General features: G+C 41.4%; 18 protein-coding genes. 7 read left to right on the top strand and 11 right to left on the bottom strand.

Features of this window, described 5'->3' with window-relative positions; translation table 11 throughout:
- The first annotated feature begins 37 nt into the window (after positions 1-37).
- Complete coding sequence (locus BM192_RS14870; RefSeq protein ID WP_037438007.1) at positions 38-2,299, top strand: NADP-dependent malic enzyme; 2,262 nt, start codon at positions 38-40, stop codon at positions 2,297-2,299.
- 76 nt (positions 2,300-2,375) lie between these two features.
- Here the strand turns inward: BM192_RS14870 and cysM are convergent, their stop codons facing one another.
- The 4 genes from cysM to BM192_RS14850 are packed head-to-tail and all read right to left on the bottom strand — an operon-like array spanning position 2,376 to position 6,855.
- Positions 2,376-3,257 carry a cysteine synthase CysM gene (cysM, locus tag BM192_RS14865; RefSeq protein ID WP_037437976.1) on the bottom strand — a complete coding sequence of 294 codons (882 nt, stop codon included), beginning with the start codon at positions 3,255-3,257 and terminating at the stop codon, positions 2,376-2,378.
- A gap of 10 nt (positions 3,258-3,267) precedes the next feature.
- Positions 3,268-4,071, bottom strand: a complete 804-nt coding sequence (gene epsC / locus BM192_RS14860) for a serine O-acetyltransferase EpsC (RefSeq protein WP_037437977.1) — start codon at positions 4,069-4,071, stop codon at positions 3,268-3,270.
- Positions 4,072-4,093: 22 nt separating this feature from the next.
- Complete coding sequence (locus BM192_RS14855; protein ID WP_070808182.1) at positions 4,094-4,927, bottom strand: mechanosensitive ion channel family protein; 834 nt, start codon at positions 4,925-4,927, stop codon at positions 4,094-4,096.
- A 32-nt stretch (positions 4,928-4,959) separates the two neighbouring features.
- A complete protein-coding gene (locus BM192_RS14850; RefSeq protein ID WP_037437978.1) occupies positions 4,960-6,855 on the bottom strand; it encodes an AAA domain-containing protein in 1,896 nt (631 codons plus the stop codon).
- A gap of 134 nt (positions 6,856-6,989) precedes the next feature.
- Between BM192_RS14850 and BM192_RS14845 the strand changes: the two genes are divergently transcribed.
- Positions 6,990-7,850 carry an alpha/beta hydrolase gene (locus BM192_RS14845; protein WP_037438010.1) on the top strand — a complete coding sequence of 287 codons (861 nt, stop codon included), beginning with the start codon at positions 6,990-6,992 and terminating at the stop codon, positions 7,848-7,850.
- A 5-nt stretch (positions 7,851-7,855) separates the two neighbouring features.
- On the opposite strand, the gene BM192_RS14840 is transcribed toward BM192_RS14845, so the two are convergent.
- On the bottom strand, positions 7,856-8,101 hold the full coding sequence (locus BM192_RS14840) for a DcrB/PsbP domain-containing protein (RefSeq protein ID WP_037437980.1): 246 nt from the start codon (positions 8,099-8,101) through the stop codon (positions 7,856-7,858).
- A gap of 151 nt (positions 8,102-8,252) precedes the next feature.
- Here BM192_RS14840 and BM192_RS14835 point away from each other — a divergent pair, with 151 nt between their 5' ends.
- Together BM192_RS14835 and BM192_RS14830 are read left to right on the top strand one after the other, a co-directional pair.
- Complete coding sequence (locus BM192_RS14835; protein WP_037437981.1) at positions 8,253-10,169, top strand: alpha-L-fucosidase; 1,917 nt, start codon at positions 8,253-8,255, stop codon at positions 10,167-10,169.
- Positions 10,170-10,254: 85 nt separating this feature from the next.
- Complete coding sequence (locus BM192_RS14830) at positions 10,255-11,817, top strand: protein adenylyltransferase SelO (protein WP_051759511.1); 1,563 nt, start codon at positions 10,255-10,257, stop codon at positions 11,815-11,817.
- A 49-nt stretch (positions 11,818-11,866) separates the two neighbouring features.
- Here the strand turns inward: BM192_RS14830 and BM192_RS14825 are convergent, their stop codons facing one another.
- Together BM192_RS14825 and dnaA are read right to left on the bottom strand one after the other, a co-directional pair.
- Positions 11,867-12,985 (bottom strand): acyltransferase family protein, encoded by a 1,119-nt coding sequence (locus BM192_RS14825; protein WP_169741360.1) that lies wholly within the window; start codon positions 12,983-12,985, stop codon positions 11,867-11,869.
- A gap of 298 nt (positions 12,986-13,283) precedes the next feature.
- Positions 13,284-14,714, bottom strand: coding sequence for a chromosomal replication initiator protein DnaA (gene dnaA / locus BM192_RS14820; protein ID WP_037437982.1), 1,431 nt, complete (start codon positions 14,712-14,714; stop codon positions 13,284-13,286).
- A 703-nt stretch (positions 14,715-15,417) separates the two neighbouring features.
- On the opposite strand from dnaA, the gene BM192_RS14815 reads away from it, so the two are divergent.
- A complete protein-coding gene (locus BM192_RS14815) occupies positions 15,418-15,873 on the top strand; it encodes a ferritin-like domain-containing protein (protein WP_037437983.1) in 456 nt (151 codons plus the stop codon).
- 95 nt (positions 15,874-15,968) lie between these two features.
- On the opposite strand, the gene fabV is transcribed toward BM192_RS14815, so the two are convergent.
- From fabV to BM192_RS14800, 3 genes are all read right to left on the bottom strand, one after another.
- Positions 15,969-17,162, bottom strand: a complete 1,194-nt coding sequence (gene fabV, locus BM192_RS14810) for an enoyl-ACP reductase FabV (protein ID WP_037437986.1) — start codon at positions 17,160-17,162, stop codon at positions 15,969-15,971.
- A gap of 40 nt (positions 17,163-17,202) precedes the next feature.
- Positions 17,203-18,663, bottom strand: coding sequence for an aminoacyl-histidine dipeptidase (locus BM192_RS14805; protein ID WP_037437987.1), 1,461 nt, complete (start codon positions 18,661-18,663; stop codon positions 17,203-17,205).
- An 82-nt stretch (positions 18,664-18,745) separates the two neighbouring features.
- Positions 18,746-19,366: a phosphatase PAP2-related protein gene (locus tag BM192_RS14800; protein ID WP_037438014.1), complete on the bottom strand. Its 621-nt coding sequence runs from the start codon at positions 19,364-19,366 to the stop codon at positions 18,746-18,748.
- Between the two features lie 109 nt (positions 19,367-19,475).
- Between BM192_RS14800 and BM192_RS14795 the strand changes: the two genes are divergently transcribed.
- Together BM192_RS14795 and BM192_RS14790 are read left to right on the top strand one after the other, a co-directional pair.
- A complete protein-coding gene (locus tag BM192_RS14795; protein WP_037437988.1) occupies positions 19,476-21,122 on the top strand; it encodes a L,D-transpeptidase family protein in 1,647 nt (548 codons plus the stop codon).
- A 12-nt stretch (positions 21,123-21,134) separates the two neighbouring features.
- On the top strand, positions 21,135-21,797 hold the full coding sequence (locus BM192_RS14790) for a peptidylprolyl isomerase (RefSeq protein WP_037437990.1): 663 nt from the start codon (positions 21,135-21,137) through the stop codon (positions 21,795-21,797).
- On the opposite strand, the gene BM192_RS14785 is transcribed toward BM192_RS14790, so the two are convergent.
- The gene (locus BM192_RS14785) at positions 21,781-23,055 is read right to left on the bottom strand and encodes an ATP-binding protein (RefSeq protein ID WP_037437991.1); all 1,275 of its coding nucleotides are present in this window, start codon (positions 23,053-23,055) and stop codon (positions 21,781-21,783) included. The two genes, BM192_RS14790 and BM192_RS14785, sit on opposite strands and share 17 nt — an antisense overlap.
- Positions 23,056-23,206 lie beyond the last annotated feature (151 nt).

Genomic DNA, 23,206 nt, shown 5'->3' with positions numbered 1-23,206 from the left:
TTGCGGTTACACCGCAGCAGGTTACAACACACAAAAAATGAAAAACACAACGAACCGAAAACAGGATGCCCTGGATTATCATTCACAGGGACGGCCAGGTAAAATAGAAGTTATTCCTTCCAAACCCACGAATTCTCAGCGTGATTTAGCATTAGCTTATTCTCCTGGAGTAGCAGAGCCATGTATGGAAATCTACAGAACTCCGGAAGATGTTTACAAATATACAGCTAAAGGTAATCTGGTCGCAGTAATCAGTAACGGAACTGCAGTTTTAGGATTAGGCAATATCGGCCCGGCAGCGAGTAAACCAGTAATGGAAGGAAAAGGTCTGCTATTTAAGATCTTTGCAGATATTGATGTTTTCGATTTAGAGATCAATGCAACTACTGTTGATGAATTTGTGAACGTAGTTAAAGCACTCGAGCCCACTTTTGGTGGTGTGAATCTGGAAGATATTGGCGCTCCAATGTGTTTTGAGATTGAGCGCAGGCTTAAAGAAGAAATGAATATCCCTGTAATGCATGATGATCAGCATGGTACTGCAATTATTACCAGTGCCGCATTATTAAACGCTTGTCAGCTGCAGAACAAGAAATTAGAAAAAATCAAGTTAGTAGTAAGTGGCGCGGGCGCGGCTGCAGTTTCCTGTATCAAATTATACCTGAAATTAGGTGTGAAAAAGGAGAACATGCTTGTTTTCGATAAAGACGGTATTGTAAACAGCTCACGTACAGATCTTGATCCGATCCGTATGGAGTTTGCAACGCCAAGAACTGATGTAAATACGTTGGAAGAAGCGATGAAAGGTGCAGATGTATTCCTTGGGCTTTCCGCAGCAGACGTTCTTTCAGCCGACATGGTTAAGTCTATGGCTAAAAATCCGATCGTGTTTGCATTGGCAAATCCGAATCCTGAAATTAACTATGACCTGGCTGTTTCTGTCAGAAAAGATATTATCATGGCGACCGGAAGATCAGACTTCCCAAACCAGGTAAATAACGTTTTAGGCTTCCCTTATATCTTTAGAGGTGCTTTAGATGTACGTGCTACAACGATTAACGAAGAAATGAAAATCGCTGCTGTTAAAGCGATTGCAGATCTGACTAAATTACCTGTACCTGAAATTGTCAACCTGGCTTATAAAGCAAAGAATTTCAAATTCGGAAAAGATTATATCATTCCTAAGCCAATGGACTCCCGCTTAATGAGTGTTGTTTCTTCAGCAGTAGCTAAAGCAGCAATAGATTCCGGTGTGGCCAGAAAAGAAATCACTAACTGGGATGCTTATCATGAAGAACTGCAGGTGAGACTGGGTGCAGATGATAAACTCCTTAGAAATATAGCTTCAAAAGCTAAATCGGCACCGAAACGTGTGGTATTTGCAGAAGCAGATAATTACAAAATATTAAAAGCTGCCCAGATTGTAAAAGATGAAGGTATCGCTACTCCTATCCTTTTAGGAAACGTAAACCGTATCCAGCAGATTATTATAGACCATGAAATTGACCTGGATCAGGTTGAAATTATTGATCCTTGGCAGGGAACTGAAGATTCAGAACAATTTGCGAACCACCTGTACGAAAGACGTAAACGCAGAGGTGTTACTTTATATGAAGCACGCAAACTGGTCCGCGACAGAAATTATTATGGCGCAAGTATGGTAGAGTTTGGTAAAGCTGACGCTCTGATTTCGGGTTTAACAAAAAACTACAAATCAACTTTAAAGCCATCTTTACAAGTAATCGGTACAAAGCAAGGGGTTAAGAAAATTGCGGGCATGTACATGATGCTGACTAAAAAAGGTCCTGTATTTATGGGAGATACTACCGTTAACCCCGATCCTACCGCACAGGACCTGGTAGATATTACAGGCCTTATCCATGAAAGTATCAAAGGATTTAATATTATGCCACGCGTTGCGCTGCTTTCTTACTCTAACTTTGGTGGTAATTCCGGACCTGTTCCTGAGAAAATGAGAATTGCAACTGCTTTACTGAAAGAACAGTATCCTGATATGATCGTTGATGGTGAAATGCAAGGTAACTTTGCGATGAACTCAGAATTACTGAAGGATAACTATCCATTCTCGACGCTATGTGGAAGCCCGGCTAATACGCTGATTTTCCCTAATCTGGAGTCGGGTAACATTGCTTATAAATTATTACAGGAACTAGGTAATGTAGAAGCTGTCGGTCCTATTTTATTAGGATTGAACAAGCCAGTGCATGTTTTACAGATGGACAGTTCTGTAAGGGAAATTGTGAATATGGTTACTATTGCTGTTGTAGACGCACAATAGGCAAAATATATCAGTTAAAAGCGAAAGGCGGCCTGTTAAATTACAGGCCGCCTTTCGCTTTATATATTACGCAGCATTATTCTTTGCCGCCAAAAAGGTCACTGCTCAGGTAACGGTCACCGCGGTCACATGCAATGAACACAATAAGCCCCGATTCGAGTTCTTCGGCCAGCTCCAGCGCACAATGTAATGCCCCACCCGAACTCATTCCTGCAAATATACCCTCTTTACGCGCCATTTCACGTGCACGACGTGTCGCATTTTCCTCAGAAACGTCCATTACACGATCTACTCTGGAAGCATCATATATTTTAGGCAGATAGGCTTCCGGCCATCTTCTGATTCCCGGAATGGATGATTCGGGAGTCGGCTGACAGCCAACGATCTGAATAGCGGAATTCTGTTCTTTCAGGTACATTGAATTTCCCATAATACTCCCTGTGGTTCCCATAGAACTTACAAAATGGGTAATTTGATTTGCGGTATCGCGCCAGATCTCCGGTCCCGTGCTTTTATAATGCGCTAAATAATTGTCTGGATTTGCGAATTGGTTTAACAGGAAATACCCATCCTTAGTACCCTTTTCTTCAGCATAGTCCCGGCAGACTTCGATACTTTCAAGTAAAGTAACCTTCGCACCGAATGCCTCCATGGTTTGAGTACGTTCAGCAGTTGAATTTGAAGGCATTACCAATTCAATTTCCAGTCCGAAAATACCGGCTATCATAGCTAAAGCAATACCTGTATTTCCACTGGTTGCTTCGATAAGTTTAGTTTTTTGATCTACTTCTCCCCGGTCCATAGCACTCCGGATCATATTTAATGCTGCGCGGTCCTTTACACTGCCGCCAGGATTATTACCTTCCAGTTTCGCAAAGATCTGCACATTTGCATTTGGATTCATCTGCCGGATCTCCACCAAGGGCGTGTTCCCTATACAGTCAATTATACTTCCCATTCGTTCTGGTTTATTGTTTTGATATTACTTTCATTGCGGATTGATGATAAACCGTAGAGCCCGGCGGAATACTTTTTGTAAGCCACACATTTCCGCCTATGATACTTCTTTCTCCTATATGGGTATCACCACCTAGTATGGTTGCCCCGGAATAGATAATAACATGATCATCTATAGTCGGATGTCGTTTAGTGTTGGCCATATATTTCTCGACGCTGAGCGCGCCAAGGGTAACCCCCTGGTATAACTTAACATAGTTCCCAATAATTGTAGTCTCTCCTATCACAATACCTGTACCATGGTCTATAAAAAGGTATTCACCTATTTGCGCACCCGGATGAATGTCTATTCCAGTTTCCCCATGTGCAAATTCCGTTAGGATTCTGGGAACGAGCGGTATTCCGAGAGTCAACAGATAATGCGCAATCCTGTAAATTGCCGTGGCCAGAAAGCCTGGATAACTCCTGATGATCTCAAACTCACTTTTTGCGGCAGGATCACCATTTAAAGTTGCGGTGATATCTGTTCTCATTTTCCTGTAAAGTTCCGGAAGTTCCAGATAGAAGTTTTTACAGATATCCTCGTTGCTACAGTCTTCACAGGCTTTTGTGGCTTCCAGTAACCGCAGCAAATTCTTTTCAGAATCTGCAAAAAAGCGCCTGATCTCGTTGAGTGAATAGTCGGGCGAGCTTAATCTTTCCGGAAAAAGCACATTGAGTAAGCGGGTTGCCCAAGCCGAGATCTCGTTGTTTGCGGGAACAGGGTCTATAGCCTGCTGCCTGGAAAACAATGCTTTATAAAATTCTTCGTTCATTTTTATATTTTAGCAGGAGCGATCAGGAATTCGATGCCGGTTCATTGATCACATGGATCTCTGTTTTAGCACCCGCCATTTGAATTTCATTAACTTCCAGTGTCTCTTTGATTAATTGAAAATTGCTGTGATACGCAGCCCAGAACACATCATTTTTACTCCATGTCCGGATTAGCAGTACAATAGCATTATCTTCTAAAGAGGAAACTAGTACTGTGGGTGCAGGAGTTTTTAAAATACGGCTGTCCAGATCCAGAATATTCAGGACAATCTTTCTGACCGTATCAATATTTGTATTATAAGATAGTTTGACCTTATATTCGGCTTGCCTGATCTCGTTATCAGTAGTATTATTAATTACAGAATTTGCCAGAGGACCGTTCGGCGCATAGATAGTAGTTCCATTTCCGGCCTTTAAGGTCGTATAAAGGATATCAATTTTCATAACCAAACCAGAAACATTATTACTGGAAGTAATCTGGTGGCCAATCCGGAACGGCTTGAAGAGCAAAATCAAGACGCCGCCAGCAAAATTTGAAAGGCTTCCCTGCAAAGCCAATCCCACTGCCAGTCCCGCTGCGCCAAGCAATGCTACAAATGAACTGGTCTGAATACCAATCATGGAAGCACAAGAAATTACTAGCAGCACATAAAAAACGACCTTAATCATGCTAAGCAGAAATTCGCCTAGTGTGACGTCTACCCTGTTTTTATGAAAACGACTTTGAATGATAGTACCGAGCTTTTTGATTAACCATAAACCAACCAACAAGGTGACAATTGCCATAAAAAGGTCCGGGATCTTACTTATGGCGAGCTCCAGAAAATGACTGGTAACTAATTCTATCTTATTCATGATCTAAATATACATTTCTAATTATTTTTTTTCTAAAATTCCCAGGCACTATGATAGTTTTCATGCTTTTCCGCAAAACTGACAAGATCAGCATAAAATGAAGACCTGGCCAGCGTGGCACTATCACCAATCATGACCAATTTCATTTTTGCCCTGGTCATTGCAACATTCATTCTCCGGGTATCATTTAAAAACCCAATTACACCAGTTGAATTGCTTCTGCAAAGGCTGATATATACAAGATCCCTTTCCTGGCCCTGAAAACTATCTACTGTATTAACGGTAATATTTGAAGTGTATTTCTGCAGTTCCAAGCTGGATTGCACTTCTGCTTCCATCAGTCGTGCCTGTTCCTTATAGGGAGATATTACTCCGATAGAGGGGAAATTTTCGCTACATCCAAATTCTTCCAGGCGCAGCACCATCTCAGTTAAAAGCCTAATCAGGAAAGCAGCCTCCTCCGGATTTACGATACTACTGCCTTCACTTTTCTCTTCAAATCCACACCCGGCCGTATCTATAAACTGAAAAGGTTTTTCCTCCGGCATAATCAATCGCTTAGCGACACTCTCATGAGCTTTCAGCCTGTTTTGATAGAATGATAAAGAGGAATAGGCCATTATCTGTTCGTGCATCCGGTACTGAACTTCGAGCAGACTGACCGCTTCAGGATGAAGAGCGACGCATTTTTCCAATAACGTTTTACTCAAAGCAGAAGCAGTTCCACCCTGGGCCTTAATTGTTGGTGGAAGCTGACAATGATCTCCAGCCAAAATCAACTTCCCGGCTTTTAAAATCGGAATCCAGCAAGCTGGCTCCAGTGCCTGCCCCGCTTCATCGATCACTACAGTTTTATATCTGCGGTCGCGAACCATGTATTGCTGCGCACCCACCAGTGTTGCAGTAATCACCTGATTTTTGTCCAGCAGGTCATCAGCCATATATTGTTCAGTCTTTCCTACTTCTTTATTTATTTTGGCAGCCTCGTTAAACAAAGCTTTTCGTTGCTCTTGTTCTGCCCGGCCAAAGTTTCTTTTATACTTATGCGCCATTTTCTTATACTCCGCCGCCTGTTTACGGAGTTCTTTCATCAGCTTCATACTACTGTGCTGAGATAGCTGTCCATCCAGTGTTATAGTATTAAGCCTGGAACTGATCCTGGCCGGATTGCCTATTCTTAACACTTTAACACCTGCTGCATCGAGCTTTTCACTAAGTAGATCAACTGCTGTATTACTCGGAGCTACAACCAGAATCTGGCCCCCATCCTGCTTTAACAAAGCCTGAATAGCAGCCACCAAAGTCGTCGTTTTACCGGTGCCCGGAGGCCCATGAATGATCGATAATTGTGCAGCACCCAAAATTTTATTTACCGCTTCCTGTTGAGAAGCATTCAGCGCATCACTGTCAAAGGCATTACCACCATTATGAAATACAGGTTTTTGTTCACCTGTCAGCACCTGGATTAGTTTTGACTCACCGGCAATTGCTTCTTTGGACGCCTGTTTAAGCGCATCTTCCATAGCCTGATAACTATTCTGGTCAAAAAGCAGGTCTACGCCAAGCTTTCCGTCATTACACCAGTCAGGAAGTTCATCTGTACGCAGAGAGATTTTGATCATATTGCCACTTTGATGTGCTACAATACCTTCCAGACGATCTTCTTTGGGATTATGATTTGAAAATATAGCTACTGAACTACCAAAACGTAATTGGTGGCTAATATACTGATGTGTAGTCCGTTCCATTTCAATAGTCAGATAATCACCTCTGCCGGTTTCCGTTCCCCTAATTGCAACCGGATACCAGGTTAGCCCATTTTCTCTTCTTTCCGCTGCAGAGGCCGAAGCTGTAAGCTGCATATAAGCCCGCTGATCGGCTTCCTTCTCTATCTTTAATAAGGCTGTCAGTTGATTAAAATATTCCATTTGTGCAAAGATAGCTTTAAAAGAATTCCGGATTTAAGCAGTACCTCTTCAATTATCAGGATGACGTAAAAATCAAATACAATGAAATGCCGGATGGTCTAATTAGCCTATATTTCGGGCAGACACTGCCAACCATGAAAGTATACAAAGAAATTGTTGCACAAGCCAGGGAGCTGACATCTTCGGGCATCACAGAACAGGAAACCATATTATGGAAACTATTGTGCTACGCAGCAAAGATGCCATTGAGAAAAAACCAGGAAGAGCTGATCAGCCGGGCGGCACAGATTACACTTCAGGCGCCCGACACCTATTTTTCAGGCGGAATCCTCCCTTTTAATGTTTTTAAATGGGGCAGCGGATCCAAACTAATTCTGATTACACATGGATGGAGCTCTAAAGCAGCAGACTTCAGTTCTCTGATTACAGCTTTAATAGCAATTGAGAATGCGACTGTAGTCGCTTTCGATGCACCTGGAAACGGAAGTTCGCCTGGAGAGTTATCTAATTTAATCTTATATACTGAAGCACTGCAGGCAATTTACCGGGAATTTGGAAATCCGGATATCGTAATCGGGCATTCTTTAGGTGCAATGGCCAATATGATGTCACTTGAACAGGCAGATATTAAGCCGGAGTTACTGATCAGTATTGCACCGGTCATTAATCTTAAAGCTTTATTCAATAACATGATGGAGGCTGTCGATGTACCTGTTAAGATCAGGGAGAACTTTTTCGAAAGGTTTTTTGAAAGATTTAAAGTACCTGCCAATGCATATGATCTGACTAGTTATACTTTATCTGCCGCTTCAATAGACCATTGGATAGCGTATGATGACCAGGATGCGGTAGTGAATACCGACTTTTTAATTGAGTTCTTAAAACTTCATCCTGCGATAGAAACAACTCTTTATTCAGGCACCGGGCACGAAAAATTAATCCGCCGGGAAGAGCTCCTTCAAGAATTGATGCAGCGGATCCGGCGGATTGTATAAATATATTATGGGTTTCTCGGAACGCCTTTGTATGCGCCTGCGCTCACACTGTCGGTACCCCGGTCATTTCTGTACGAATGCGAGCTGTCTGCTTCACTAACTGGTAAAGTATCTGCATGAATTGAATCGGTATATGAGTCTGACATACCTGTACCAGTTGAATCTGCTAAAGAATCTGATTTCCCTCCGCCACATGCGGCTAGCAGGAATACACTGAAAGCAATACTCATGATTTTCAATAAATTTTTCATAGTTATCTGTTTATATTTAAAATATAAAGCAGGTACCAGGTACCCGCTTTAACCTGATTTATTCTATTTCTCTTGTTTGTTTGTGTAACAAGCTATATTTTGAATAGTTTTATTTTTTTTACAAATACATAACCTATCTAACCAGAACCAAATGAAAAATAAAGTGAAGTCGGCCGTAGTTTTTGCAGGAATTAATTTCTTCGGATTAATGGCTCTTGCACAGCAAAGCACCAAACCTCCCGCGCCTTATGGCGCTATACCTTCAGAAAGGCAACTAAAATGGCATGAAACCGAAATGTATTGCCTGATCCATTTCACACCCACCACGTTTCAGAATAAAGAATGGGGTTATGGAGACGCCGACCCTGCCATATTTAACCCTGCTCAGTTTGATGCCGGCCAGATCATAGCTGCCGCTGCCGCTGGTGGGTTTAAAGGTATTGTGATGGTTGCCAAGCACCACGATGGGTTTGCCCTCTGGCCAACTAAAACTGCAGCATACAATATCAGCGAAAGCCCATGGCGTTCAGGAAAAGGAGATATGGTACGTGAATTTCAGCAGGCAGCGCAAAAAAACAGCATGAAATTTGGTATTTATTGTTCTCCGTGGGACAGGAATAACCCCGCTTACGGCACCCCGGAATATATCACTATATACAGAGACCAGCTAAAAGAATTATATAGCAATTACGGCCCTTTATTTATGAGCTGGCATGATGGTGCCAATGGTGGGGACGGTTATTATGGCGGAAGAAAAGAAGTTAAAAAAGTAGATCAGTCTGTTTATTATGACTGGATGAATACCTGGGCTATTACCAGGAAGCTTCAGCCCGGGGCAAGTATATTCAGCGATATAGGTCCGGATGTCCGTTGGGTAGGTAATGAAAAAGGAATGGCTCCGGAGACAGCCTGGTCAACAATAGATCTTAAGGGTAAAGATGGAAAAACTCCTATGCCGGGGTATATGGACGATGAGAATTTGGGCAGCGGAACCCGCAACGGAAAGCAATGGTTACCATTTGAAGGGGACGTTCCTTTAAGACCGGGCTGGTTCTATCATCCTGAGCAGGACGGACAGGTTAAAACTGTTGCGCAACTCTTTGAAATTTACTGCAGCTCTGTAGGCCGGGGTGGCTCACTGGATCTTGGCCTTTCACCAAACACAGATGGTCTGCTGCACGCAAACGATGTGGCGGCACTCAAAGATTTCGGAGCCTACCTAAAACAAGTTTTCGCTGAGAACGTAGCAAAAAATGCAAAAATAACGGCTTCTAACGTACGAGGTAAACAAAAGGCATTTGACACTCAGAATTTGCAGGACAATGACCGCTATAGTTACTGGGCAACCGATGACCAGGTACACCAAGCGAGTTTGGTCTTGAATCTTCCAGCTGAAAAACCTATTAATCTGGTTCAGATCAGGGAAAATATTAAACTTGGCCAGCGCGTAGACAGCATAAAATTAGAGAACTATATCGCCGGCGAATGGAAAACAATAGGAAAAGCCACGAGTATCGGTGCTAACCGCCTGATCAGACTACCGGAAACAATAACCGCTAAAAAACTTAGATTAACCATTTTCGCCCCCGTATCCCCTGCTTTGAGTGAGATCGGTTTATATCTTGCGCCAGAAATTAAAACAAAAGCTATCGCAAAGGTTATGTCAGCCTATGCCAAAAATGACTGGAAAATTATAAGCCCGGTATCATCAGATGATCTTAAAAAAGCAATTGATCAACTGGCCGAAACCAGCGCAGCAGTAACCGGTACCAATGAACTGATTTTAGATATGGGCTACCCGCATTTAATTTCAGCTTTCGGCTATTTACCAGCCCAGGATGAACAAACAGCAGGAAGAATAGAAAAATTTGAATACCTGTATAGTGAGGACGGAAAACAATGGACACCAGCAGCCTCAGGCGAGTTCTCTAATATCAAAGCCAACCCCATCCTTCAGCGTACAACCTTGAAAGCGCCGGTAACAGCCAGATTTGTTATGCTCAGGGCAATCGGGGTAACAGGTGGCGGACAAGGTTTCCGCCTGGCTGAGATTGAGGTATTCCAGTAAGATCCAAATTTAGCGGCGTACAGCAGGAATTGACATCCAGATGGTCTATTCCTGCTCTACACCGCTTATCTTAGCTCTTCAAATGATGGAACAACTTAAGTCAAAAATATATAAAAATGAATTCACTGCATCCTTTCCGGGAGATCACAGTGGAAACGTAATGCCAAGGCAGACTCCTGGAATGTTGTACAGTGATACAACTCCTACACCGGTATCTGCTCCGGTTCTGCTGGCCTGGTCCGAAGAGCTTGCCACAGAACTGAATATCGCAGCACCTGATGAAACCGATATACTTATTGTGTCTGGAAATCAGCTAAACCCGTCAATGGTTCCTTATGCCGCCTGCTATGCTGGGCATCAGTTCGGAAACTGGGCAGGACAACTCGGCGATGGCAGGGCAATTACATTGGGAGAATGGGAAAAACCTGATGGAGAAAGTATAGAACTGCAACTTAAAGGCGCCGGCCCGACACCTTACTCCAGAAGAGGTGACGGAAGAGCTGTTTTAAGGTCCTCAGTGAGAGAATACCTGATGAGTGAGGCTATGTATCATCTGGGTGTTCCTACAACCCGTGCCCTTTCCCTCGTCCGTACTGGCGACCAGGTCATGCGGGATCTTTTTTATGATGGGCACCCTGCACCAGAGCCCGGTGCTATTGTACTCCGCGCAGCACCTTCCTTTCTACGTTTCGGTAATTTTGAATTGCTGGCTGCCAGACAGGACAAAGAACTTCTGCAGCAGTTAACCGATTGGACAATAAGCCGCTACTACCCGCATCTGCAGGGAACAAGAGAAGAAAAAATATTAAACCTGTTTTCAGAAATCCTGGAAAGAACAGCGACAATGATCGTAGAATGGCTGAGAGTCGGTTTTGTACACGGTGTGATGAATACAGATAACATGTCAATCCTTGGTCTTACTATAGATTTCGGCCCTTTTTCATTTCTCGACGATTTCGATCCCGACTTCACCCCTAATACAACTGACCTTCCTGGCAGAAGGTATGCATTTGGTGCACAGCATACAATCGGATACTGGAACCTGGGCTGTCTTGCGGCTGCATTCTCTCCCCTTCTGGAATCTACAGACGAACTGTCAGCAAGGCTGGAAAAATATAAAGATATCTACCTGGATAAGTATTATGCCATGATGGCTGGTAAGTTAGGTTTTGATCAGCTGAAGCCGGGCGACCAGCAACTGATCGATCAGCTGGAACAGTTACTGGGGCAGATCAAACCGGATATGACCATATTTTATACTTTATTGGAGAAACTACCGGCAGCATTACAGGATCCAGATGCTCTTGTGGAATATCTTAGCCCCTCTCTCTATGATCTCATTGCCCCCGAAACCAGCAAAGCATTCTGGCTCATCATTAAACGTTATCAGGAAAGACTGCAGCTGAATTCCATTTCTGATGAGCAGCGGATCCAGCAAATGGAAGCGGTGAATCCAAAGTTTATCTTGAGAAACTATCTGTTATACGAGGCTATTGCAGATCTGGAAAAAGGAAACAACGAAAAGTTCAGCAGGCTTCAGCAAGCTATAAAGAAACCGTACCAGGATCTTTTCCCGGAGCTGAATATACGCAGACCTGTATGGGCAGCTACACAACCAGGCAGTTCGACATTATCCTGCAGTTCCTGAGAAACCTAGATCCCGCAGGTAAAATGAAAGAGCGCCTGCGATTCTTATTTTATAATTTAAAAAATATTTTGTGTTTATATAACCAATAACATAGTGCCCATTCTGCCAGCAAGGCAGACAATGCAGAAACCAGCGTTGTTATTTTAATTGACAGACCAGTGAGTGAATGGATCATAGAGCCTGTAAAAATGGCTATGGTTCCATTTACCCATTGCAGACCAACTGTTTCGAAAAAAATATAAATGAATATCGCGTTCATTCCGATGACCGTGCAGATCCAGGCATACTTCATTTGTTTCTTGACATCTACCAGCCAATAAGTTACAGCCAGCATGATCAGAACCCAGCCGCCTGATGCAAGAACAAAAGAACTAGTGCTTATTCTTTTAATGATCGGCGTAATATCCAGCAGATCAAGGCTAAATCCAACAATAAGTGCAATACAGCCTGTAAACATCAAAGTCCGGATCTTGTACAGACTCGGATGATCGGAAACTAAAAGTTTGCCCGCAAGTACCCCCCAGATGGTATGCGCAGCGGTCGGGATAATATTAATGGCAACCCAGCCATCTGTATTAATCTTACCCATTAAAATCATATCCAGCCAGGCACCGAAATTATGGTTTTCTAGAAAGGGATGGTCAAAACCTGGCACCTGTACGTAACGGTATAATACTTCGGTTAACAGTAACAACCCCAAAGAAAATAAAATCTGGAATTTGTAGGATTGGTTAATCACAAGATAAGCCAGTATACTGGTAAAAGCCAGCTGAGTTAAAACGTTCCAGAGTTCCCAAACTGGTTTCCCGGCGTAAACACAGTGCAAACCAACCCCAAATAGAAATAGTTTGAAACTCCTTAACAAAACATGTTTAAAGTTCATTTTCCAGGTAACTCCCTTTTTAAGTTTACTGCTATAAGAGATGTACATAGCAGCTCCGGCAATAAACATAAACGAGGGCTGTACTAAATCCCAGAAATGCAAACCATGCCAGGGATGATGGAAAAACTGTTCCACGATAAGTGCAAATGGCTGCACAAGATTAAGTTTTTCAAAGGCCACAAATACTAAACAGCTCTCAGCACAAAGCAGGATCATAATTAGTCCACGCATTACATCAAGGGATATAACTCTCCCGGCCGGCATCTGATTTTCTGTAATTTTCATAAGTTTCCTTAAAAATTAACAAGCTTTTTATTCACATCTCAATAAAAACCCAGGCTGCCCGCTACCGAGCGCTACCTGGCACCTAGTGTAACAGACCAGTCGTAATACTCAAATCGTGGTTGTTAGACAGGATAATATTGTAACTACCAATATTAATAATTTAATTTGGATAAACAGGTGTATTCTGCCTTTGCGCAGGGCAAACACAAATAGCGATGTTTAAAAGAAAATTGCAGGTTAAAATGGAGAAAATACTTGATTGAGATCAGCCTCTTATTTATGAAAATTTAATTCGTTATTAGCTCATTTTGAGCTTTTTCTGAATATCAGTCACGTAACCTTTGAACTTTTTATCTGTATCGATCAGATCTTCTACCGTCTGACAAGCATAAATCACTGTCGAGTGGTCTCTTCCACCATAAAAAGCACCGATGCTTTTTAGCGAAGATTTCGTCATGCTTTTCGAAAGATACATAGAGATCTGTCTCGCCTGTACGATTTCACGTTTACGAGTAGCAGATTTAACCATCTCCACCGGAACTTCAAAATATTCACAAACCAGTTTCTGGATATAATCCATAGAAATCTCTTTATTGGTATTTTTGATGAAATTTTTCAGCATTGACTTCGCCAGTGCCAGATCAATATCTTTTTTATTTAATGTAGACTGTGCAAGCAGTGAAACCATTGCCCCTTCCAGCTCTCTTACATTATTGTCAATGTTATGTGCGACATATTCTACAACCTCAGTAGGCAGCTCTATTCCGTCTGCATACATTTTTTTACGCAGGATAGCTACTCTTGTTTCCAGATCAGGAATTTGAAGATCTGCTGATAAACCCCACTTAAATCTACTCAATAACCGTTCTTCAAGACCAGAAAGATCTTTGGGAGCTTTATCTGAAGTAATAATAATTTGTTTACCACTCTGGTGCAGGTGGTTGAAAATATGGAAGAAAATATCCTGTGTTTTTTCTTTACCTGCGAAATTATGTACATCATCCATGATGATAACGTCCATCGCCTGATAAAAATTAACAAAGTCGTTAATCGTATTATTCTTTAATGATTCTACAAACTGCTGACAGAACTTCTCGCAGGATACATAAATCACGAGTTTATCTGGTAGGGTCCTTCTTATTTCATTACCAATCGCCTGGACAAGGTGAGTTTTACCTAAACCTACAGCGCCGTAAATCATTAGTGGATTAAATGAGGTTGCTCCCGGTTTTGCCGCTACAGCGAATCCTGCCGAACGTGCCAGCCGATTACAGTCACCTTCAACATATCCTTCAAAAGTATAATTTGAATTCAACTGAGGGTCGACATTCAGTTTTTTAAGTCCTGGAATAATAAACGGATTTTTAATGTCTTTATTAATAGATACCGGGACAGGCATAGATTGCATTTTAGAAGCTCCCCCATTACCATTAGAAGGCATGCTTGTTGTATAAGGAGATCCCGTATTTGAAGATTTATCGACAACTATATTATATTCCAGACGACCTTCTTCACCAAGCTGCTGTTTAACTGTCTTACGAAGCAGTCCAACATAATGCTCTTCAAGCCATTCATAGAAAAATAAACTCGGCACCTGTACGGTTAATACACTGCCTTCCAGTTTCATTGCGGTAATAGGTTCGAACCAAGTTTTAAAACTTTGGGCCGGAATATTATCCTTTATAATCTGGAGACAGTTATTCCATACTTCAGTACAAGTTTTATGCATAGTTCAAATAAATTTGTTTGTCGGGTCTTAAAAAAACGGACGTACGGTGCGTCGTTTAGGGATGCGAAGATCACAAAAAATACCAACAAAAAAACATAAAAACTGAGCTATTTTGTAAGTCGTTAACAGGCAAACAAATACAGTATAGAAATTCGAGGTTTTTGTGGATAAGTTATCAACATTGAAAAATAGCTGTGAATAACTCCGAATTTTGAAGACTCCATTCATACTGGCATTCTATTAAAAATCGTGCCTGTTTTAATAAGTTTTCACCGTTTTAAAAATAGGTAATTTAACACACCTGACCAAATGTCATTCTTTTTAACTTCAAATAAGACGAGTAAATTACTGATTTTTAGTTGTATATAATTAATAAATACATTGGATGAATTCAAATCTCATTATCATTGGGAATTATCTGGCTAAATATATGCTCCAGGGAGCACTACATATCTCGATCTTAAAATTTCAAAAACCAGATTTATTACATCTGGTACATGTTTTAAACAAAATTCACAATCAGGTTTATTAAAACGTATAATTAATGAAATACAACGTTTAAAAATGTTGCATTTGCGCTTCATAGCCCAGGTTCAGCACGTGTCTTGCAGACAAGCCGAAAACAAGGTCTTTTATTGATTTTTATTAAAACATTTCATTCCGGTTCCGGTTAATAGGAACACATACCAACAACAAATTGAATATGGAAAATAAACAGCAGATTATAAGCGACCTTCAAGGTCTGATAGCAATTTTAAACGATGGTAAAGAAGGTTACCAATCCGCGAGCGAAGCCACCGACAAAATTGAATTACAAGGTGTATTTCTCAAATATGCTGCGCAGCGTGCCGCCTATGCAGAGCAATTAAAAACCCATATCCTTACACATGGAGGAGAATCTGAAAATGAAAGCGGAGGTATCCTTGGTGCCCTGCACAGAACATGGATAGACATTAAGCAGGCACTAAGCAGTAAAGAAGATACAGCGATCCTTGAGGCCGTGGTTACCGGAGAGAAAGCGGCACTGGAGAAATATGATGATGTAATTAAAGACCGTCAGGATCATGTCGACCATTTGCCTTTACTTCAGGAACAACGTACCGGCATTCTGGATGCACTTAAAGAGATAGAGACGTTACTCATCCAGCGCAATGCTTAAACGAGCACAAAACAGCTTATTCAAACGGAAAATCAATAAACAAGAAAAGCCTGTAAATTCATTACAGGCTTTTCTTGTTATTTTATCTGGTTGGATTAAGAAACCAGTCCAGGAATCTCTACTACTTCATTTACATCTTTGTCGTAATCTATACCGGCAACATCGAATCCGAATAACTTCAGGAAGTCTTTTTTATAACCTGCAAGGTCACCTAACTCAGGAAGAGTTTCGGTGGTAGCTTCTATCCAAAGCGCCGAAACCTGGTCCTGAATATCCTGACGCATTTCCAGATCGTCTATACGAATCCTTCCTTTATCATCTACGGCAACATCTGATCCGGTAAACAGTCTTTGGCTGTATAAACGCTGTATCTGCTCAATACACCCTTCATGTACCCCTTCTGCTTTCATCACTTTATAGAGCAACGAAATATAAAGCGGAATTATAGGTATAGCTGAACTGGCCTGTGTAACCAGACCTTTATTTACGGACACATAGGCATTTCCACCAATCTCTTTCAACTGATCAGCGATTTTAAATGCAGTTGCTTCCAGATGATCTTTAGCACGGCCGATGGTTCCTTTACGGTAAACTGCTTCGGTTAAAGAGGGACCGATATAAGAGTAAGCAACCGTTGTTGCACCCGGAGCCAGTAAATCTGCTTCTTTAAGCGCATCAATCCAGAAAGCCCAGTCTTCTCCACCCATTACTGCAACTGTATTTTCTATCTCTTCTTCATTTGCAGGCTGAATAGAAATTTCAGAAACGATTCCAGTATGGAAGTCTACTGTTTTATTACTAAATACCTGACCAATTGGTTTCAATACAGAATTATGTACAACCCCTGTTTTAGGGTGAACTCTTTTTGGTGAAGCAAGACTGTAAATAATTAAGTCTATCTGACCAAGATCGGCTTTAATAAGGTCTATCGTTTGTTTTTTGATTTCATCAGAGAAGGCATCTCCATTAATACTTTTAGCGTATAAACCGGCTTCGTGGGCCTTTTTTTCAAATGCCGCAGTATTATACCAGCCTGGTGAAGCGGTTTTACCCGGAGCAGGTGGTTTTTCGAAATACACGCCAATTGTGGATGCCTCAGATCCAAAAGCACTTGTAATTCTGGAAGAAAGTCCAAAACCTGTAGATGCGCCGATTACAAGTACCCTTTTCGGGCCGGCGATATCTCCTTTTGATTTAACGTAATTGATTTGATTGACAACGTTTTGTTCGCATCCTTCAGGATGCGCAGTCAGGCAGATAAATCCACGTATTCTTGGTGCAATAATCATAAATCTTGTTTTAAAGAGGTCTAAAATAGGTATTCTTTTTTTATTTCGTCTGTTTTGGAATTTCTTTCAGCACATTCTGCAGGTAAGACCAGAATTTCTGTACAGAAGAAATCTGTACTCTTTCATCCGGTGAATGTGCACCGCGAATGGTCGGACCAAAAGAAATCATATCCATTTCCGGAAAATGACCACCGAGGATACCGCATTCCAAACCTGCATGACAAGCCTCAACTTTAGGCGCTTTACCAAAATTCTGCTCATACAAATTAGTCATTAATCTAAGAATATCGGAATCAGCATCTGGCTTCCAACCGGGATAATCCCCAGATTGACTAACCACTGCACCAATACTTTCAAATGCCGCCCTGACAGCTGCCGATACATCATCTTTAGTACTCTCCACACTACTTCTCTGCAGTGATTTCGTGATAAATTCGCCGTCCTTCAGAATTACCCTGGCCAGATTACTGGATGCTTCTACTAAACCATCAATATCTGGGCTCATTCTAAAAACACCATTCGGAACCGCGTAGAGTGCATTTAAAATCTGATTGGTATCCCTAAGGCTGAAAACCTGTTCCGGAGATATAGTTTGGCTGGCAACAATCTGCAAAGATGTTTCGATTGCCTGATATTCTGTTTTTAATTTCAGCGCGTAAGCTTCAATAAAATCAAGTGCCTGTGCTAATGAAGATGCCGGCAAAATAAAGGTACCTGATGCTTCTCTGGGAATCGCGTTCCTCAGACTTCCGCCATCCAATACTGACAACTGCAAAGGAAATTGTAGAGATACCGCTTTAATGAGACGGGTAATCAATTTGTTCGCATTGGCCCGTCCTTTATGGATATCCATACCGGAGTGCCCGCCGGTCAGACCGGAAATTTTAACTTCAAGGGCTATGTATCCTGCTGGAGAAACCTCCGTCTGAAGGGTTAGAATTGTGTTGGTATCAATGCCACCCGCACATCCGATAGTCAGTTCATCATCTTCTTCTGTATCGAGATTTAACAGGATTTTGCCTGTAAAATTAACCGGATCCAGATGCTTTGCACCGGTCATTCCGGTCTCTTCGTCTATAGTGAACATGGCTTCCAGGGCAGGGTGAGCAATATCTTTCGCTGCAAGCAGTCCCATTATTGCAGCCACGCCAATACCATTATCGGCACCCAGTGTGGTCCCTTCTGCTTTTACCCAGTCACCATCAACATACATCTTTATTCCGTCATGCTCAAAGTCAAAGACAGTATCGCTGTTCTTTTGATGGACCATGTCCAGATGAGACTGCAAAATAACCGTCTTTCTATCTTGCATACCCGGAGTTGCAGGTTTAAGAATTATAACGTTTCCAGTTTTATCTGTTCTGGTGTCCAGTCCTAATGATCGACCAAATTCCTGCATAAAAGCAATGACACGCTCCTCTTTTTTTGAAGCTCTGGGCACTGCGTTTAGCGCAGTGAAATGCTGCCAGATCTCCTGGGGCTCTAAATTTTTCAATTCCATAATCAGTTCGGATGGGAATCCCTGAGACAGGGTTTAATGTAAAATAATTTAAAAAGAAATGGCAAAACTAAGGATTATCAACCTATATCTTAGCAACTGTTTTACCCAAATACCAGAACAGATAACTAAAAAAGGGGGCTGCAATCACATCTGCGGTATAATGGATATGCTGCACCAGCAACAGAATACCGAGTACCAGAGCTGCCGTAAAAACAATATACTTTTCCCTTTTTCCTTCCAGGCAAAGACCGATAAGTACTATGGTGGCAGTATGCCCCGAGAAAAATAAATCTTTGGTAATCAAGTTATCACCATAAAATATAACAGAAAATGGATCACTCAGATGAATTAACCCCACCGGCGGGTTGAGCGGTATCAGCGATATAGTAATCATCCTACCCAGACATAGAAAAATATATCCCCAGAGCGCAGTAATACACAACTTTGAGTTTTTCCTTATCCGCCAAATTAAATATCCGCTAACCGGATAAAGTATTAAAAAAATCAGTGGAGACACATCTATTGCAGGTATAGCACGCAGAACTGAATCATGTAAGATCAATCCGTTTCTGCCTTGTATAAATTGAAAAAAATCGTGTAAATAGAAAATAATGGCGGCCATGCAGAGCAAACCGGATACTAATTTCAAACGAAAAGCAGGAATGTCCCAGGCAAAGCGCCAGGCGGCTTGTTTAGATTGCATGTTATGTTGTGTGGTCAAAGATAATATTTGCTTAACATACAGTTTAAAATAGCCCATTAAAATGTGATTAAAAATGTCATTTTTATTGAAATTCAGTATATTGAGCACGATGAGACTAAAATTTATCGTTATTGCACCCCTGTTATTTCTGTTTATTCAATGCCAGCAGAAACCAGAAAATAAAGTAATCAGAGATACCAGCATTACACCTGTAAATGCGGTGACCAAACTTTATACAGACAGTCTGGATATGGAAAAATTTATCAGCAGCCAACAACTGGATGATAGCGCTGCAAACCGGATGCGAAACTTTTATAACAGCAGAAACTTCCAGTTCGCCTGGTTTTCCGAAAAAGGACTGGCCGAACAAACCAAAGTATTGTATGATCTGGATAAAAATTTTAGAAGTTCTAACGGCGATAGTAGTGTTACATTAAAAAACCTTCAGACCCGCATAGACCATCTGCTAACCATTGACACTGTAATCAAAAAGGCAGACACCAGTCTTACGCTACTGGAATTTAATCTGACCTCCCATTTCTTTAGCTTCATTACCGATGCCTATGCAGGCAAAGTAGATCCTGCAAAATTACAATGGTATATTCCGCGAAAAAAAATAGATGCGGTTGCAGTTCTGGATTCACTGGTTAAAAACAAAGGGAACGATACTAACGGAAATGCACCGTTAAACTCTTATTACGTGACTTTAAATAAAGAATTATCGCACTGGTCTGCCATTGCTAAAAAAGGTTCATGGCCGGATCTGGAATTCGCTGCTCTGCAAAAATTGAAACCAGGTGATTCTTCAGCAATAATAAGCACACTAAAAACCCGGCTTGCTGCTTTTGGGGCATTGGCTCCTACAGACTCCAGCGGCTTGTATACACTTGCGGTAGACACTGCATTACGTCTCGCACAACAGCAATTCGGGCAGCAGGTAACCGGCAAACTTACAGCCTCTCTGGTCAAATCACTTAACATACCGGTCAGAAAAAGAATCGAACAAATTCTAATTAACCTGGAAAGAATGCGCTGGGTGCCCGTTATGCCGGAAGGCAGGGTAATTCTGGTTAATATACCGGAATATAAACTGCACATATTTGAGGACCGCAAAGAAGTACTTAATATGGGCATTGTTGTAGGAAAAGAGGCGCACCAGACGGTTATTTTCAGCAATACACTTAAAAATATAGTATTCAGCCCATACTGGAACGTTCCACCGAGTATTGTTAAGGCCGAAATTCTTCCTGCCATCAATAGAAATAAAAATTACCTTGCCCAACATCAAATGGAAATATATGGTAAAAGCGGCGGTCTTCCACTTATCCGGCAGAAACCAGGCAGTACAAATTCTTTGGGCAGAGTAAAATTCCTTTTCCCTAATTCCTACAATATTTATCTTCACGATACACCTGCCAAGTCTCTTTTTACCGAACAGAAACGTGCCTTCAGTCATGGGTGTATTCGTTTATCACAGCCAAAAACACTCGCAGAATACCTTTTAGAAAACGACCCTTCCTGGACGAAAGAAAAAATCACAAAAGCGATGCAGCAATCTAAAGAAACCTGGGTTCAGGTGAAACAGCCCGTGCCTGTATTCATCACCTATTTCACTGCCTGGGTAGACAAAAATGGCCTGCTTAACTTCAGGGATGATGTATACGGTCATGACTCCAAAATGGCCGCTTTGTTGTTTCCACAAACACCGGCGGCGCAAAAGGCCGTAGGTGCTGATGATTCGAAAATAAACCAATAGAATAAATAATTTATGAAGTTCTCCGGATTAATTACATCGCTGTTATTGCTTACTACTGCAGCATCTGCACAGTCTACTTTCATAAGCCTTGAAACTTCCAAAGGCGATATCCTTGTTAAACTTTACGATAAGACTCCGCTGCATAGAGATAATATGGTCAGCGGAATTCGCAAAGGCTGGTGGAAGTCTGCATTATTTAACAGGGTGATTAAAGATTTTGTGAGTCAGGCAGGCGAATTGGACGATCCTATTCTGGAACGGGAAAAACAGCATCCTGATCAAAAGCCAGAAAGGTTAAAATCTGAGTTGTTTCCGGAACTATATCATTTTAAAGGGGCATTAGGTGCCGGACGAGATGATAACGCACAAAAGGCGTCTTTTTTAAACCAGATTTACCTGGTAACCGGCAAAAAACAAACAGACATACAGTTAGACGAAATAGAATCAAAAAAAGGTTTCAAATATACCCCTGAACAACGAGAAACCTATAAATCCAAAGGAGGAATCCCCCGTCTGGATGGAGATTATACCATTTTCGGAGAAATTGTAAAAGGAATGGAAGTAGCCGACGAGATAAATCAGGTTAAAACAGACAAACATGATCTCCCGGAGGTTCCGGTGGTCATTAATGCCAGGGTATTAACCGCTAAAGCGGCAGCTAAGCTTTTGAATTAAGTAAGGCGTCAAATTCAGCTCTCTCCTCAGTTTCCAGTTCAGTAATATTTTCCATAATCGTTCTGATTTTATTCTTTTGATTAGATTGTAAAAGAACGTCAACCAGTGATACAACTGTTTTCTTTTGATCCAGGCTTAGATTGCTGAACAATTTGGGCCTGGCTTCATACATTGCTTTCAGGGTATCATGCAATAACTTACGTTGTTTAGCACCGCTTGCTTTACCTTCCTGAGGTTTGATGACACCCTCGCTTTCATACCTGTCTATCAGTTTTCCAGAATTCTCCTTTAGAAAAATCTTTCTTTTAGCCACCAGGAGGTTATGTATTTCTTTACTAAGGTATCTGTATTCAGCAGAAGATTTAGATCTGTTATAAAGCTTAAACTGGGTCTCTACTTCCAGGTTGCTAAAATCAAAATCAGTGAAAAATTCGCTCTGAATATAGACACTGTGAAAATAATCGTCTGCTTTTTTATTCAATGAGGTATAATCTTTATAAAGCTCCTCCCCTTTTTCTGAAATATAATAAACTTTAGAAAGCTCCCTGTGCAAATTCTCTTTCCACTGAATAAATTTCACGCGGAACAATGTACGACTCTCATCGAAGGTGTAAATGATATCTTCGGCACGCTCGGCGACCTGATCTTCATAATCAAGTTTTTTACCGTTAATGCTGATGACAAATTTCTTTTTCTTGTTCAGTTCAAGAAACCAGCAAAATTCTGCCTTAAGAAAAGGAATGATTTCTTTTTCAAGGAGCGCCTCGCTTATCTTCAAATTGGTAAACCGAACTATAGTACCAGTCTGTGGGTGCAATGGAACTTCGACCGGGACAGCTTGATAATTATTAAGATTGGAACCATCAATACGGATTGTACCACTTTTAAGTTTATTAGCCAGCATGAAAGTAGTTTCCCATTCTGCCTGGCCCGCAAATTTAAAAAAGGTAAGACGCCCGACCCCATTTTTTCCGTGTAAAGCAGAACGATTTTTATGTATGGCAAGCTGGAGGGCTTTTTCAGATTCATAAAAATGATCAAATTTTGGCTTTAACTGTTTGAAATTAATACCATATCCATTGTCGGTAATGGAGAGCGAATCAATAAATCCAAGACTATTAGCTGAATAATCTATATTAATCTGGTTTGCCTTCGCATCAAAACCATTCCATATATATTCTGCAACCGCTTGTTTTTCATTGTAGTTCCTAAGCACCTTTTGGATGCCACCAGAAGTAATGTGGACGTTATTAGCCATAAATCAGATTCCCTATAAACGCCGAAATTAAAGAAATAATTAGATTACAGGCGGCCTACCCGAAGAAAACATAGCCTTTAGATAGTTTTAAAGCACATTTCAGTTCTCTCTAATAAACTGATTAACTGTACCGTACAAAAGTAAAAAGAAC

It is taken from the genome of Pedobacter antarcticus (genome assembly GCF_900112985.1).
GTDB lineage: Bacteria > Bacteroidota > Bacteroidia > Sphingobacteriales > Sphingobacteriaceae > Pedobacter > Pedobacter antarcticus.
This window is presented reverse-complemented; position numbering and strand designations above follow the sequence as displayed.